Source organism: Delftia sp. GW456-R20 (assembly GCF_001622915.1).
Lineage (GTDB): Bacteria > Pseudomonadota > Gammaproteobacteria > Burkholderiales > Burkholderiaceae_C > Comamonas > Comamonas acidovorans.
The window spans coordinates 130,488-144,978 of record NZ_LWCN01000004.1; the positions used below are offsets into that span (position 1 = coordinate 130,488).

The window sequence follows — 14,491 nt, forward strand, 5'->3', positions numbered from 1 at the left end:
CGGGCTCAGGCCCTGAGGTTTTGCAGCGAGACCTGGCCGGTCTCCAGGTCCAGGCTGGTCTTGAGCAGCAGCTCCAGCGGATAGGGCATGGACCAGAACTGGCAGCGGATCTCGAACTGCAGCGTGTTGTGGTGGTTGAGCTGCTCGGTGGAGGCCAGCAGCGTCACGGCCAGCGTCTTGGGCAGGATGCGCGGCTCGAAGGCCAGGATGCTTTCGCGGATGCTGCGCTCCACATGGCTCCAGTCCAGCTCGGACAGCAGCTGGCCGGCCAGCGGCGGCATGCCGTAGTTGATGACCGAACGCTGCACATGCTCCAGCCCCTCCATCTCCACGTGGTCCCAGGCATCGCGCGCATTGAGCAGCCAGCCCAGGTCGCGCAGCAGGGCCTCGCGCAGGCGGGATTCGTTCACGAAGACCGCATCGGGCCGCTCGGTGCGCAGATGGGGCTCATGGTCGGTCAGCCGGTCCAGCAGGGCGGGCTGCAGCCGGTCCTTGGCTGCGGTCGCCTGGTTCTGGCGCGTGCGCAGCGTGGGCATGGGGTTGAGGGGACTGGGGCGCATGGCTTGTTTCTTCAGGAACCGGCCGGCCGGGCAGCCGCCAGGGGGGTCACGGGCTCCTTCGCCTTCAAAGCCGGGTCTTGGCGGCAGGCGGAAAGAGGGCGCGAACGGGCAGAGAAGATCTGCATGATCTGCTCCTTGTCATCGGTGGACACCTTCATGCAGGCGCAGCCATAGCCGTGGCTGCCATGGCCGGTACGCACCCAGTCACGGTCTGCAAAGCGGGGCCAGTCGCCCTGGGCCTGGTGGCCGCCCTGCACGCCAACGGTCCAGTCGGTATCGCGATCGGTCAGCGAGGCATTGGCGGGCGTGGGGTTGTCGAACCAGCCGCAGCGCTGGGTGCCGAGCGTGGCGGCAACGGCAGCCCAGGGGCTCAGACACGCCATCGCAAGGACGAATGCCGCGATCAGGCCTGGCTGCTGGAGCTGCGGCATTTCAATGCGCATCGCGGCCCCCTTCGGAAGCGGTTGCCGCGCCGGCCAGCAGCGCCTGCTCATTCACCCATTCACGGCTTTTGCCGCGCACGCACCATGCGGGGTTGCTGACCCAGTCGGTGAAATACATGCTGGGATGGCCTTGAAGGATGTTGCAGCGCTCGTATCCCATCCGGGGCATGGCGTAGTGCTGCAGTGGCGCAACCACCAGAAAGGACACGGCAATGGAAAGCACATTGATGGCGAGGACGCCCATCAGTGCGTACTCCACCTTCTTGAGCACGGTCTTGCTGCAGGGGATGGCATTGGCGATGACCGCTGCAACCATCACCAGCGGGAAGGCCAGCGCTGTGATGGCCAGTGGCGACAGCGGCGTGATCCTGACGGCAGGCGCGCGATCGAGCAGGCCCCGGATGTCGGGCGCAATCTCCGCCAGCACCAGGTACGCATTGGCCGCGAGCAGGGCCATGCCAAGGGGGATGGCCCAGATGGCGTTCCTGCGGTTCTGGCGGACGCGGTCTTGCATGGAGTATTCGGTCCCTGTCACTTCTGGCGGTTGATGCTGCACAAGAGGCCGGTACTGCCGGGGCCGGGCGCGCAGGCGATGTCGCCGTCGGGCTGCTGACCGTTGTCCTGGTTCAGCTTCTTCCATTCGGGCGACTGGGTGTTGACGCGGTACAGGCCCTGGGGCGTGTCATCGGTCAGGGATTTCAGGGCGGAAATCACCTTTTGCTTGATCTGCCATTTCTGGTCGGCTGCATTCAGCGCCATGCCTGTGACCAGCACGGCCACGGCCATGGCGGCCAGCGGGAGCACGGCCACGGCGGTGGCGCCAGCCACGGCAGCGCCTATGCCAAGGCCAACCATGGTGGCCAGGCCGGCCTTGACGGCCTCCACGCCAATGCCGCCGACCAGGTCGTGCATGGTCTTTTCGTCGTTGAACATGAAGTCCAGCGACTCGATGAGGCTGGAGACCACCACGCCCAGGATGAAGCCGCCCCTGGCCACGTTCTGCAGCCCGCGCATGCCCAGGCCCATCTGCACCATGCGCGGGTTGGAGGCCAGGTAGCGCGTGCCGCGCAGCAGGTGGCCGCGCAGGCCCGCATGGCCCCTGATGATGATGTAGGTGCCGCTGGACGTGGTCTTGACGTAGGAGCCCACGCCGGCCATGCCCAGGGCCTGCAGGGTTCTGGCGATCATGTAGGCATCCATGGAGCCTAGGGCCGCAGGCGCGACCCAGGGCTCGCCCACGTTGGGACTCATCACCTTGGTCCAGTACTCGCCCAGCGGCGTCTGCGCCAGGATGGCGTGCAGCCGGGAGGCGAGCCGCGGGTCGATGCGTGCCTTGTCCGCGAGGATGCCCAGGTACTCCAGGGGCGTGAGCACCAGGACATCCAGCTGGCGCCGTTCCATCTCATCAGCGATGGACTTGGCGTAGTTGACTTGGAAGAGGGTGAAGGCAATCGATGCGGACATTGTGGGCAGGTGTCTGGTCTTGCGGGTGATGAAAAAGGGGCGGGGTATCAGGCAGCGGTGCTCAGCGTGAGCTGGCGCACCTGCAGCATGGGAAAGTCCTCGGAGTCGGTGACCCAGGTGCGCTGGCCGTGGCCGGCCACGTGGCCCGAGGATTCGTCAGGATCGGAGGCATCTGTGTCCAGCGGGCTCCACTGCGTGCGGCGCGACATGCGGACGGCGTCGTCATCGCCGGGCACCAGCGGATAGCGCGCAGGCATGAAGCCCTGCAGCGCGCCGCCCTCGCGCAGCGTGACCTCGCAGGGCAGCCAGATCAGGTCGCGCAGGTCCTGCACGGGCTCGAAGCCGATCTGTGCAATGGCGTCGAAGGGCAGCCAGTAGTAGCTGCCGTGCGCCAGCAGCTCGCAGACGGGCCCCAGGCGGGTATCGCTGTCGGCCAGCCATTCGAAGCGGTGCTCGCCCATGTGGCCGGCCGTGGCGGGCGCTTCGTCTAGGGCGCGGGCCCGCAGGTCCTGGGCGGCCGCTCCTTCATGGGCCAGGGCGTCGATCAGGCAGGCCAGCCATTGCGCGGGCTCGCCCATGAGAAAGGGCTTCTTCTTGCCGGCGAAGACCTCGGCGCGCAGCACTTCGCAGCGGATGGCCTCGCGGTATGCGCGCGCCATGGGCTCGCACGACGGGTCGAGCTGGGCGCACAGCTGCAACTGCTCCAGCGCCTTTTGCCATTCGCCCAGCACGCACAGCAGCTGGAAGTAGTAGACGCGCAGGGGCACCGAGGCCGGGGCCTGGCGGATCTGGTCCTTCAGGGCCTTGAGTTGCTCGTCCAGGGAAAGCTGTGAGGTGAAGCTGGGCAGGGGCATGGTGAAAACGCAGGAAAAAGAGAGGGGCGGGGTGCGGCTGCGCCCCGGTCAGTCGTCGTAGGAGCGGCAGCCCCAGCGCACGGCGTCGGGCGCCTCGCCGGCCACATGGCCGATGACGATGCGCGGTGGCGTCTCGTCCAGGCCCTTTCTGAGCGGCATGGCGCGTGCGTACTGGGCGGGCAGTTCGCCGAAACCTTCCAGGTTCCAGCTGCTGCGCGCCTGTGGCCGGGCCTTGGTGCGCTGGACCAGCGCCTGCAGGCTGCCCGTGGCGCGCGCCGCGACAATGCTGCCGCTGCCGCCGCGCACGGTGATGGAGGACACCTGCGTGCCATCGATCTCCAGCGGCGTGGCAAACAGGTAGAGCAGGTCCAGGCTTTCGCCGGGCGCGCGGTCCACCACGGTCACGCCCTGCGCGCGCAGGCGCTGGGCCAGCGCTTCGTCGCGGCCATCGGGAAACTCGATGCGGCAATGCAGAGCGTCGGTGAACAGGGTGGTGATATCCGCTGCCGTGGCAGGGGCGGCTTGCACCGTGGCGCAGGCCGTACCGGCCAGCAGCAGGGTGAAAAAAGCTTTGGAACAGGCGTTCATGGCGTGGCTCAATGGGCTCATCAGGGATGGCGGTAGATCTTGAAAGCGGGCTTGTGGGTGCGGTAACCGGGGCCTGCCCAGAAACCGTTCTGCTTGAAGTCCGAGATCCAGACGCTTCCGTCGAACATCTGCATGTGGCCTGCAGGCGAGGAGGTGAAGCCCTGCATCACCGCCACATCGCCCTTCTTGTAGCCACCTTCGGGCATGGCGTCGTAGCGTGTGAAGCCGGCGGCCACCAGGCTGGTGCCGTAGTCCTTGGCATCGCGCGTGCGCTGCAGTGCGATGCCGCCAGCGCCGATCGCATCGCGCACATAGCGCGCGCAGTAGCCGGCGGAACTGGCGCGGGCATTGGTCTGCAGGGTGGCGACGGCGTTGTCTACATTCCAGGGCATGAAAAGCCTCTCTGAGTTGGGTCCTGGAGGGGAAAGCTTCTCCAGGCCTGTTTCTTGTTATGGGGCCTGGCCCTGGTGCGAGCGTGTCGGCACCAGGAGCCAGGTGGGCGGACAGTCTTACTTCGCGCCCTGCTTCACGGAAGGCAGCTTGGACACCAGGCGCAGCGACACGGTCAGGCCTTCCAGCTGGTAGTGGGGGCGCAGGAAGAACTTGGAGGTGTAGTAGCCGGGGTTGCCCTCGACTTCCTGCACCTGCACCTCGGCGGCGGCCAGGGGCTTGCGGGCCTTGGTTTCCTGCGAGGAGTTGGCCGGGTCGCCGTCCACGTAGTTCATGATCCAGTCGTTGAGCCAGCGCTCCATGTCGGTGCGCTCGCGGAAGGAGCCGATCTTGTCGCGCACGATGCACTTGAGGTAGTGCGCGAAGCGGCAGCAGGCGAACATGTAGGGCAGGCGCGCCGACAGGTTGGCATTGGCCGTGGCGTCGGAGTCGTAGTACTCGGCGGGCTTGGCCAGCGACTGGGCGCCGATGAAGGCGGCCACGTCCGAGTTCTTGCGGTGCACCAGGGGCATGAAGCCGTTCTTGGCGAGCTCGGCCTCGCGGCGGTCGCTGATGGCGATTTCCGTGGGGCACTTCATGTCCACGCCGCCATCGTCGGTGGGGAAGGTGTGGGCCGGCAGGTTGTCCACCGCGCCGCCCGATTCCACGCCGCGGATGGAGGTGCACCAGCCGTAGTACTTGAACGAGCGGTTGATGTTGACCGCCATGGCGTAGGCCGAGTTGGCCCAGCAGTACTTGCCGTGGTCGCCGCTGTCGGTTTCTTCCTCGAAATCGAATTCATCGACCGGGTTGGTGCGCGCGCCGTAGGGCAGGCGTGCCAGGAAGCGGGGCATGGCCAGGCCGATGTACTTGGCGTCGTCGGACTCGCGCAGGCTGCGCCAGGCGGCGTACTCGGTGTTGGTGAAGATCTTGGTCAGGTCGCGCGGGTTGGCCAGCTCCTGCCAGGATTCCATCTGCATGATGGCAGGCGCCGCGCCCGAGATGAAGGGGCAGTGGGCCGCGGCAGCCACCTTGGCCATTTCACCGAGCAGCTCCACGTCCGGCGGGCTGTGGTCGAAGTGGTAGTCGCCCACCAGGCAGCCGAAGGGCTCGCCGCCGAACTGGCCGTACTCCTCTTCGTACACCTTCTTGAAGACGGGGCTCTGGTCCCAGCCCACGCCCTTGAAGCGGCGCATATTGCGGTGCAGCTCCTTCTTGGAGATGTTCATGACGCGGATCTTGAGCATCTCGTCCACCTCGGTGTTGGTCACCAGGTGGTGCAGACCGCGCCAGGCGCCTTCGAGCTTCTGGTAGTCGTCGTGGTGGATGATGCGATTGATCTGCTCGGACAGCTTGCGGTCGATCTCGGCAATGATGGCCTGCACCGTCTGGTAGGCATCGTTGGACAGCGTGATCGCCGAGCCCAGGGCCTGCTGGGCCAGCGTCTGCACGGCCGCTTCCACGGCTTCGCGGGCCTGATCGGTCTTGGGCTTGAATTCCTTTTGCAGCAGGCTGCCGAATTCGCTGCCGGCCAGCGCCTGGGTCGATTGTTCGAGTTGGGTTGCGGTATTCATGACGTGCTTGCCTTCCTGATGTGCTGCCTCAAGCCTCGGATGCAGGGCCCGAGGCCTGCGGGGCAGTGATGTTGGGCGCGGCGGCCAGCGACTTGAGCAGCGCAGGGTCCTTGAGCACCTTGCCGATCAGCTCCTCGGCGCCCTGCTTGCCGTCCATGTAGGACAGCAGGTTGTGCAGCTGGGTGCGTGCCTCCAGCAGCGAGTTGAGCGCGCCCACGCGCCGCGCGATGGCGGCGGGGGAGAAGTCCTCCATGCTCTCGAAGCTCAGGTCGATGTTGAGCTTGCCCTCGCCCGTCAGCGTGTTGTCCACCTGGAAGGCGACGCGGGGCTTGATGGACTTCATGCGCGCATCGAAGTTGTCGATGTCGATTTCCAGGAACTTGCGGTCGGCGATTTCGGGCAGCGGGTCGACGGGCTTGCCCGACAGATCGGCCAGCACGCCCATCACGAAGGGGATCTGCACCTTCTTTTCCGAGCCGTAGATCTCGACGTCGTACTCGATCTGCACGCGAGGCGCACGGTTGCGCGCGATGAATTTCTGACCACTCTTGCCGGTTTTGGTGAGCGACATGCGGGTGTTCCTTTCAAGAAAAAAATAGGTCGCAGAAGTAAAAAGCCTGGAGTCCCGCCTTGCGGCGGACCGAAGGGCTGAGGGCGCAAGAGGCCGTGTGGAAACGGTCAAAGCCGTGGAAAGGCGCAGATGTCATGGGGACGCTGGCTCCTTGAAGTCGAAGTCCGGCTCCAGCAGATCAGTGCAGGCTTCGCAATAGAGGTAGGACACGGAGCGTTTGCTCTCTGTGGTTCCCCAGCCGGTGCCGTCATCGATGGCCAGCCGGAATTCGCGGCCACCCTTGAAGCGCACGACGGCACTGGCGCTGCAACTACCGGTTTCATAGGCACGCGCGTAATTGAACTGGCTGCTGGGCCTGGCGTGGCGCAGGAAATAGCGCACACGCTTTTCGTCAATGCGCAGTGAATCGCAATGGATATTCGGATCTTCGCTTTTGGCGGCGCTGACCGGGATCGTGATGCGCTCTATGACGGGCTTGGAGCGTGTATCCGCAAAGGCCGTCACGGCGAAGCCAAACGCTACGGCGAGACACCATTTCATGGCCATGTCGCGGTCTCCGCTTCGGTAACGTTCTTGTAGCTGACTGCCGGGTGGCGATGAATTTCGGTTCCTGGAATCTGCAGGCTGTTCTTCAGCTCTTCCACCAGATAGCTCAACGCGCTTTGCTGAGGCCCGTTCACTGCCTCGTAGACGGCGTTTTCGTTGATGAACTCCTGCTGCTTCTTGGGCGTGAGATTCGGGGGCATCTTTTTGCTCGGAGGCAACGACGCGATGCCAACGATTTCAATGCCGATGCTGTCCAGGTTGGAGGGGTAGCGCTCAGGGACGCTCTTGGTCATCTCCGTGCGGCTGATGGCCTTGGGGCCGCTCTTGCTGTACTGCTTGATCTCCGCTGCAGTACACCGATGCTCTGCCAGGCAGCGTGCGCGCACGTTGCCAACGTGGTTGGTCCGCCGATACAGCGAAGCTGTCTGGTAGATCGTGCCCTGCTTGCTGATGAGGAAGTGCGCCCCGTTAGCGCCAGGGACCAGGTAGCTGTTGAAAACAGCCTGCTCCGTGGAGGAACCCGTCTGGTGGACGATGATCCCTCGGACCGTGGGCATGGCCGCGCGCTCAATGGCCGTTGTGCGTCGCGGCAGGATGCGTGCGTTGTTGCTCACCATCCCGTTCTTGTCGACTTCAAGCATTGCTTGCATCCTTTCGTTTAAACAGCGCCTCGTTCTTGGCGGTGGCCCTCATGTCTGCTGCTCCTGCAGGTGGGCGCCCGTGATCACTTCCACCTGGGCCAGGCTGTCGGGCGACAGTTCGCGCAGGATGTCCATGAAGCCCATGCGCATGAAGCGGGCGGCACGGCGGATGAGCAGGGGGGCGGGGTTGGAGGGCTCGGTGCGCTCCACGAAGGCGGCGATCTCCAGCAACTGGGCAATCGCCTGTTCGCGGTTGCGCGCTGGGGTGTGGGGTGCGCCGGGCGCGGGCTGGTCTGCCAGGCCGTCCCCGGTGCCGGCCTGTGCGGCCGGCTCGGTTGCAGCATCCGTGTCGGCATCGCCTGTGGACTGGGGCTGCCATTGCTTGAGGGCCAGCAGCAGCTGGCGCAGGCCGTCGAGCTCGGGCTGCTGGTGGCTGGGCAGGTGCTGTTCGCAGCAGGCGCGGATCTGGTCGAGTTCCTGCAGTGCGGGGGTGACGGCCAGCAGGGTTTCGTGGCCCTCGGCATGCGCGCGTGCCGAGGCCATGCGCAATTCGTCGGCGGTCAGGTGCGGCAGGTCCTCGGGCACGTTGCCCTTGGCCATCAGTTCGGCGTCGCGCACGCTGATCTGGCCCAGCGCGCCGCGCAGGAAGTCGGCGTTGCGCAGGTCACGCACAAAGCCTGTCACGTCCGACAGGGTGCCCAGGGCGTTCATGCGCATGAAGTAGTCGTCGCCATCCTCGGGCAGGGGGTGGACATGCTCCCAGTGGCGCTCCAGCAGGGCGCCGCACAGCTGCAAGCCCTGCAGCGTGCCGGGCAGGCCGTGCAGGATGGTCCAGGCACGGCACAGCAGCACGGCCACGCGCAGGTCCTTGGTGCGCTGCATCAGGGCCGAGGCCTGGCGCTCCACGTCGCGCCAGTCCGGTGGCTCGGCGGGGATGACGGTGTCGCCGAACTGCTGTTCTACCTTGCCCTGCGCAGCGCTTTCCATGGCCTGGAAATCGTTGTCATAGGTAAGGTCCGGGCCGCAGGGCGGCTCGGCGGCGGTCTCGGTCAGCAGGTCCTGGATATTGGCCATGGGCGGGTCGGTGTTGCTTGGGTATGGTGTGGAGTGGACGGTGCGATCTGGACGAACTCAGGCGCCCTTGAACAGCCGGGTGAACAGGCGGCGGTGCAGCACTTCGTGCTGGACCACTTCGTCAGGGGCGTGGCGCGGCGTGGCCGAGATCCACCAGACGGAGGTGGTGGAGCCCGGGCGCATGCAGGCGCGCCAGTCCATGCGCGGCAGGCGCGCGGCGTTGCCTTGCGAGGCGCCCATGTCAAGGTCCGCCAGCAGGCTGTGGATGGAGGTGCTGTCCTGCGTGCGGCCGTCCTGCTGGAACGGCCATTGCAGGGTGGCCAGCCGCTCATCGAGCTGCTGGGCCGACAGGGGCAGGCGCCGGGCGTCGATGAGCGCATCGCGTGCGCCGCTCAGAAAGCGTTCGATGTCCTGGTCCGACGCCGGCATGCCGGAGCTGCCGTCCACCGTGGCCATGATGGCCAGCGGAAAGAGCCGGCCGATGCGGTCGGAGCTGGGCCCGATCACGCCCACCATGGGCTGGCCCAGGATGGAGGCGGGGCACAGGAAGAACCACAGCGGCGAGTGCACGAAGCGCGTGGACCAGTTGTCGGCCGCATCGCTGCGCAGCTGGTCCATGCCGTTGCGCAGCCACTCGTCCCAGCGCATGGTCAGTGCGTGGGGCATGCGCCGGCCGACGAAATCGCCCTGGCTTGGCAGCTTGCCCCACCAGGCGGCGCAGGGTCGCTGGAGGGTCATGGCGTTCACAGCCGGTCCGGACATTCGAATTCCTCCATGGCCTTGAGCCGGAATGGGTTGAGGACGCTGCTGGTGGTGACTTCCATGCGCAGCTTGCGTCCGTCGATGGTGAAGATGGCCGTGAAACGCTCGGGCGAGTTGCCCGGCAGGATCTGGGCACGGTCGAACAGGCGGTGCAGCGCCCAGGGGCCTTCGGTCACGATGCCGGTGTTCTGGGCGCCGGCAGCCGTGATCTGCAGCCGGGCCTGGCCGGTGCCGCGCGTGCCCGGCCAGGAGACGGCCTTGGGGATTTGCGGGCCGTGCTGGTAGCGCACGATTTCGCCGTCCACGTCCAGCACCATCTGGGAGATGGAGGCGTCCATGTCCAGCGGCTTGATCTCCAGCCGGATGCCGGGCGTGTTGCCGCCTGCGCGGAAGAACACGTCGCGGATGGAGGCCGCGCGCTGGAAGGCGGCCAGCGAGGCAGAGCCTCCCACCGGCGTGCCGTCCACACCCTGCTTGAAGGTCCAGGGCACGGTGGAGATGTCCACCATGGTCTGCAGCTGGGTACGGAAGAACTCGTCCATGGTGCCGCCGGTGGCGAACAGGCGGGCGAAGTCGTCCGTGGTCACGTCGCGCGTGGCGCTGCGCGTGAAGGGGTAGCGGCCCAGGATGGCACGGCGGCAGAAGTCGCCGATGGTGGCGTTGAGGTTGCCGCCCAGCGTGCTGCGCACGCTGCTTCCCACGAAGGACGAGGTGGACGTGGCCAGGGCCTCGTACATGCTGTTGAGCGGAGGCGGCACGCGCTTGGCTTCCGAGCGCACCTTCTCCAGCGTGCCGCTCAGCGAGGGAGGCACGCCGCCGCCCTGGATCACCTGCTGGCGCGCCGAGGCGATGACGGCCGCCGCCTCGTTGAGCACCTGCAGGCTGGCGGTGATGGGCGCGGGGCCCGAGCCGTTGCTGGTGGCAAGGCGCCGGTATTCGCGGAAACGGAAGTCCACGATGTCGGCCTCCAGCGTGCCCGTGGCCAGCATGCCGCCCACGTTCAGCGGCTTGCCGGTCAGGCGGCTGAGCTGGTGCTGTTCCTCGCGGATGCGCTGCAGTTTCTCGCCCAGCCAGCTGCTGGTGCTGCCCGAGCTGCCGCCTTCCTGCTGGTCCGGGCGGCGGGCCAGCGTGGTCTCGCGGGCCACGGCGCGGATGAACTGCTCCAGGCTGGAGTTGGCGGACGAGTACAGGCGGGCCTGCTCGCCGGCCTGCTCCAGCGAGGCCGTGCGTATGGGGCGGATGTCGGCCAGGAAGGTTTCCCACAGACGCGCGTACTCCATCAGGTACAGGCGCTTGACCTCGTTGGCCAGCTGGCCCGTCAGCACTTCCTGGGCCACGCTGCGCCGGCCTTCGGCCTGGCCCAGCACCCAGGTTTCCTCCTTGGCCAGCAAGGTGGTGACCTTGGGCAGCTCGTGCAGGAAGAGGCCGTGGTAGCCGTCATAGGTGAACAGGCCGCTGATGCCCTGGGTGAGTGGCTTGCCGCTGGCACGCGCAAAGACCTGGGGCGCCTCGGGCCCGCTGGCACGCACCACGCTGAAGTCGGGCGGCAGCTTGTCGCCGGTGTTCAGCAGCTGCTTGAGGCGGCTGTAGGCGCGCTGGGCGGGCGACATCTGGGCCAGGCGCTGGCGCACCTCGGCGACCAGGTTGGCGTCGATGGGCTGGGCGGAAACCACCACGCGGCCGTCGATGAGGCGGTCCAGGTGCTCGGACAGCTGCTCCACCAGGCCGGCTTGCACCAGATGCTGGGGCAGGGTGTTTTCCCAATCGCTGCGCAGCCAGGCCTTGACGAAGGTGGCGTCGAAGTGGTCGGGCTCATAGAGCATGAGATAGGCCTTGAGCGTTTCGTAGCTGGCCTCGGGGCTGCCGGTGCTGACCTGGCGCAGCGAGCGCGCGACATGGCTGCTCAGGCGCGGCAGCCAGGCGTCTTCCAGCAGGCGCAGGTAGGTGGCGTGGGCGGCCGTCTGCACCTTGGGCACCTGCAGCAGGCCCCAGCGCCAGCCCAGCGGGGCCGATTCCTCGAAGCGGCTGCTCTGCGCCACGCGCGCCGCGTGGTTGAGCATGGGCACCAGGGCGACCACGTTGTCCGGGTCGGTGGCCTTGGATTCCTCCACGGCCTGGCGCAGCGTGCCGGCGTTGTCGGCCACTTCGTTCAGGTAGCGCTGGTTGTTCTCGTAGCTCAGCGTCCAGGCCAGGGCCGCGCCGCCCAGGGCCAGCAGCAGGGCGCACAGGCCGGCGGCCTGCATCAGGCGCAGCTGGCGCTCTTTCTTGGCGTTGCGCCCGGTCAGGCCGGACTCGTTGAACATCACGTCCTTGAACAGCGACTCCAGGAAGTAGCTGCGGCCCTGCTGTGGCACGGCATCGGCCGGCAGGCGGCCGCGCAGCGCAAAGCGGCGCGACAGGGCCGACATCACGCGGTCGAAGGGCATGCCCTCCTGCGTTCCGCTGGTGAAGTAGACGCCGCGCAGCAGCGGCTTTTCCTTGAAGCGCGAGGCGGAGAACGCCGCATCCAGCGTGTCGCGCACCACGTCCTTGAGGCCGGCAAACTGCTGGGGCAGTGCGTAGAGCAGGCTGCGGCGCGCAAGGTCGGGCTCGGTCATCAGCCGCTGGGGCAGCAGGCGGTTGATCTGGGCGACCAGTGCGTCGAACTCCTCCATGTACAGGGCGCTGGCGGCCTGCGGGTCGCTGGCGGGCGAGCGCTGGGTCTTTTCGTCATAGGGATAGGTGAAACCCCAGACCTGGGCGCGCTCCTCGCGGCTCATGGCGCCGAAGAACTCGTTGAAGCCCGCCAGCAGGTCGCTCTTGGTGACCAGCACGTAGACAGGGAAGCGGATGGTCAGCTCCTCGCACAGCTCGCTCAGGCGCAGGCCGATCAGCTGGGCCAGCTGGGCGCGCTCGGCGTCGCTGGCACTGAGCAGTTCCTGCACGCTGAGCGTGACGATCACGCCGTTGACGGGCTGGCGTCCGCGAAAGCGCTTGAGCAGCTGCATGAAGCCCTTCCAGGCTGCCTTGTCCTGCTCCGCATCGCTTTCCTGGGTGGTGTAGCGGCCGGCCGTGTCCAGCAGCACGGCCTGGTCGGTGAACCACCAGTCGCAGTTGCGCGTGCCGCCTATGCCGGGGATGGCGCGCTTGCCGAACTGGGCCGCCAGCGGGAAGTCCAGCCCCGAGTTGATCAGGGCCGTGGTCTTGCCCGAACCCGGCGAGCCGATGATCAGGTACCAGGGCAGCTGGTAGATGTAGCGCTTGTTCCAGCGGCCGAACAGGCCGCCTTCGGTCTGGCCGAAGCGGGTCTTGCTCAGCGTGTCCAGGGCTTCCTTGAAGCGCGACTCCAGCTCGGCCACTTCCTCGGAGCCTGCTGCGGGCGTGCCGTCCGCCTCGCGCGGCGAGGTCAGGCGGGCCAGGCCGGTCATGAGGTGCTCGTTCATGCGCTGTGCGCGCCACCAGCGCAGCAGCAGGCGCAGGAACCAGAGGATGAACAGGCCGGCGATGATCCACCAGCGCACGGTGGGGCTGCCCAGCGGCTGGTAGGGCTGGATGAAGACGAGCGGGCCGACGAACCAGATGAGCAGGCTCAGGGCCACCAGGCCCAGAAGCTCCAGCATGTAGCGGTTGAACAGCCATGAGGCGATGCGACGGATCATGGGATCAGTTCCTGGTCTCGGGTGCGGCAGGCAGGGCCTGCAGTTGCTGGTCACGTTGCTGGGGCGCGACCAGCAGGACGATTTCCACCCGCCGGTTCAGCGCCCGGCCTTCTGCCGTGTTGTTGGGGGCGACGGGGTCGCTGTCGGCACGGCCCTCGGCATGCAGGCGCTGGCGGTCGCGCAGCGAGCCGCCCAGCATCTGGGACACGGCCTGGGCACGTTCCTGCGACAGGTTCCAGTTGGACGGGAAGCGCGCCGTGCGTATGGGCAGGTTGTCGGTGTAGCCGTTGACGACGACCTTGCCCGGCACTTCGTCCAGGGCCGCTGCCACGCGGTGGATGACCTGCACGTAGCGGGGCTTCACGACGGTGGCAGCCGGGTCGAACAGGCCGTCTCCGCGCAGGATGACGGTGCTGCGGTCGGCCTCGTCGCGCACGCTGACCAGGCCTTCGCGGATCTCGGGCTCCAGGAACTGGCGCAGCCGCGGCTTGATGGTGGCCACGGTGGCAGCCGCCGAGGTGCGCGGGAACCGGATCTCGTTGATGGCGGCGAACAGATCGTCCGAGCTGTTGGACAGCCGGTAGCTGAACCACAGGTAGATGAAGAACGCCAGCAGCAGCGTGATGGCTGCCGCCACCCACAGCGGCACCATGGCCCATGGCGGCGAGGCCAGGCGCTGCACGCCACGCCAGTGCACGGACAGCAGGCTGCTGCGGTCGCCGCGCGTGGATTCGATGAGCTGCAGCAGGCGCGCCTTCAGCGTCTCCAGCTGGGCGCGGCCGTTGTCGATCACGCGGTAGCGGCCTTCAAAGCCCAGCATCACGCAGTAGTACAGCAGCTCGATCAGGTCGATGTGCTGGTGCGGCGTCTGCACCAGGCGGGCCAGCAGCTGAAAGAACTTCTCGCCGCCCCAGGTTTCGTTGTGCAGGGCGACCAGCAGGCTGTGCTTGGGCCAGACGCCGGCACTGCCCCAGGGCGTCTGGGCGGCGGTCTCGTCCAGCACCGTGCAGATGCAGTAGCGTGCACCGATGATGGTTTCCATGGGCACGCCGCTGGCGCCTGCTCGCTGCTCGAACTCGCGGATGTGTTCGAGCAGCAGTTGTTGCAACGCGCGCGGGTCCTCGTTGGTGACCATGGCGCGGATCTGGGGGATGAGGTTCAGCAGCCGGTTGGCGGCGGCCACCAGCGGGTTGCCGCCGCTGACCACGTCGGGCAGGTTGGAGCGCAGCGGCTCCTGGCCGGCGGGCGCAGGCGCGGCGCTGGCCGCGCCTTCGGCACGGCCCGTGTCGGCGTCGCCGCCCCAGGGCATTTGGTGGCTGATGTTGGAACTGTTCATGTCGGAAGATG

15 protein-coding genes are annotated in these 14,491 nt (G+C 67.0%); all 15 read right to left on the minus strand.

Annotated elements, in window-relative coordinates:
- Positions 1-5: 5 nt before the first annotated feature.
- Positions 6-560: a type VI secretion system baseplate subunit TssE gene (gene tssE / locus A4F85_RS06325; protein WP_012205683.1), complete on the minus strand. Its 555-nt coding sequence runs from the start codon at positions 558-560 to the stop codon at positions 6-8.
- An 11-nt stretch (positions 561-571) separates the two neighbouring features.
- On the minus strand, positions 572-991 hold the full coding sequence (locus A4F85_RS06330; protein ID WP_231890461.1) for a DUF4087 domain-containing protein: 420 nt from the start codon (positions 989-991) through the stop codon (positions 572-574).
- A gap of 1 nt (position 992) precedes the next feature.
- Positions 993-1,517: a hypothetical protein gene (locus A4F85_RS06335; protein ID WP_063326046.1), complete on the minus strand. Its 525-nt coding sequence runs from the start codon at positions 1,515-1,517 to the stop codon at positions 993-995.
- A gap of 17 nt (positions 1,518-1,534) precedes the next feature.
- Positions 1,535-2,467, minus strand: coding sequence for a hypothetical protein (locus A4F85_RS06340; RefSeq protein WP_043823013.1), 933 nt, complete (start codon positions 2,465-2,467; stop codon positions 1,535-1,537).
- Between the two features lie 47 nt (positions 2,468-2,514).
- Positions 2,515-3,321 carry a type VI secretion system accessory protein TagJ gene (locus A4F85_RS06345; protein ID WP_063326047.1) on the minus strand — a complete coding sequence of 269 codons (807 nt, stop codon included), beginning with the start codon at positions 3,319-3,321 and terminating at the stop codon, positions 2,515-2,517.
- Between the two features lie 48 nt (positions 3,322-3,369).
- Positions 3,370-3,909: a hypothetical protein gene (locus tag A4F85_RS06350; protein WP_224986303.1), complete on the minus strand. Its 540-nt coding sequence runs from the start codon at positions 3,907-3,909 to the stop codon at positions 3,370-3,372.
- Positions 3,910-3,929: 20 nt separating this feature from the next.
- On the minus strand, positions 3,930-4,301 hold the full coding sequence (locus A4F85_RS06355) for a hypothetical protein (protein WP_013802359.1): 372 nt from the start codon (positions 4,299-4,301) through the stop codon (positions 3,930-3,932).
- A 117-nt stretch (positions 4,302-4,418) separates the two neighbouring features.
- The gene (gene tssC / locus A4F85_RS06360) at positions 4,419-5,912 is read right to left on the minus strand and encodes a type VI secretion system contractile sheath large subunit (RefSeq protein ID WP_012205676.1); all 1,494 of its coding nucleotides are present in this window, start codon (positions 5,910-5,912) and stop codon (positions 4,419-4,421) included.
- Positions 5,913-5,940: 28 nt separating this feature from the next.
- Positions 5,941-6,483 (minus strand): type VI secretion system contractile sheath small subunit, encoded by a 543-nt coding sequence (tssB, locus tag A4F85_RS06365; RefSeq protein ID WP_012205675.1) that lies wholly within the window; start codon positions 6,481-6,483, stop codon positions 5,941-5,943.
- A gap of 132 nt (positions 6,484-6,615) precedes the next feature.
- Positions 6,616-7,029 (minus strand): hypothetical protein, encoded by a 414-nt coding sequence (locus A4F85_RS06370; protein ID WP_063326049.1) that lies wholly within the window; start codon positions 7,027-7,029, stop codon positions 6,616-6,618.
- Positions 7,020-7,670 (minus strand): peptidoglycan recognition protein family protein, encoded by a 651-nt coding sequence (locus A4F85_RS06375; RefSeq protein ID WP_063326050.1) that lies wholly within the window; start codon positions 7,668-7,670, stop codon positions 7,020-7,022. Before A4F85_RS06375 ends, A4F85_RS06370 begins: the two co-directional genes overlap by 10 nt.
- A gap of 48 nt (positions 7,671-7,718) precedes the next feature.
- Positions 7,719-8,744, minus strand: coding sequence for a type VI secretion system protein TssA (gene tssA, locus A4F85_RS06380; protein ID WP_063326051.1), 1,026 nt, complete (start codon positions 8,742-8,744; stop codon positions 7,719-7,721).
- Between the two features lie 57 nt (positions 8,745-8,801).
- Positions 8,802-9,506: a type VI secretion system-associated protein TagF gene (gene tagF, locus A4F85_RS06385; RefSeq protein ID WP_063326052.1), complete on the minus strand. Its 705-nt coding sequence runs from the start codon at positions 9,504-9,506 to the stop codon at positions 8,802-8,804.
- Entirely contained in the window at positions 9,488-13,144 is a 3,657-nt protein-coding gene (gene tssM / locus A4F85_RS06390; RefSeq protein WP_063326053.1) for a type VI secretion system membrane subunit TssM, read from the minus strand. The genes tagF and tssM overlap by 19 nt, the downstream gene beginning before the upstream one ends.
- Before the next feature lie 4 nt (positions 13,145-13,148).
- On the minus strand, positions 13,149-14,480 hold the full coding sequence (locus A4F85_RS06395) for a DotU family type VI secretion system protein (RefSeq protein WP_013802364.1): 1,332 nt from the start codon (positions 14,478-14,480) through the stop codon (positions 13,149-13,151).
- Positions 14,481-14,491 lie beyond the last annotated feature (11 nt).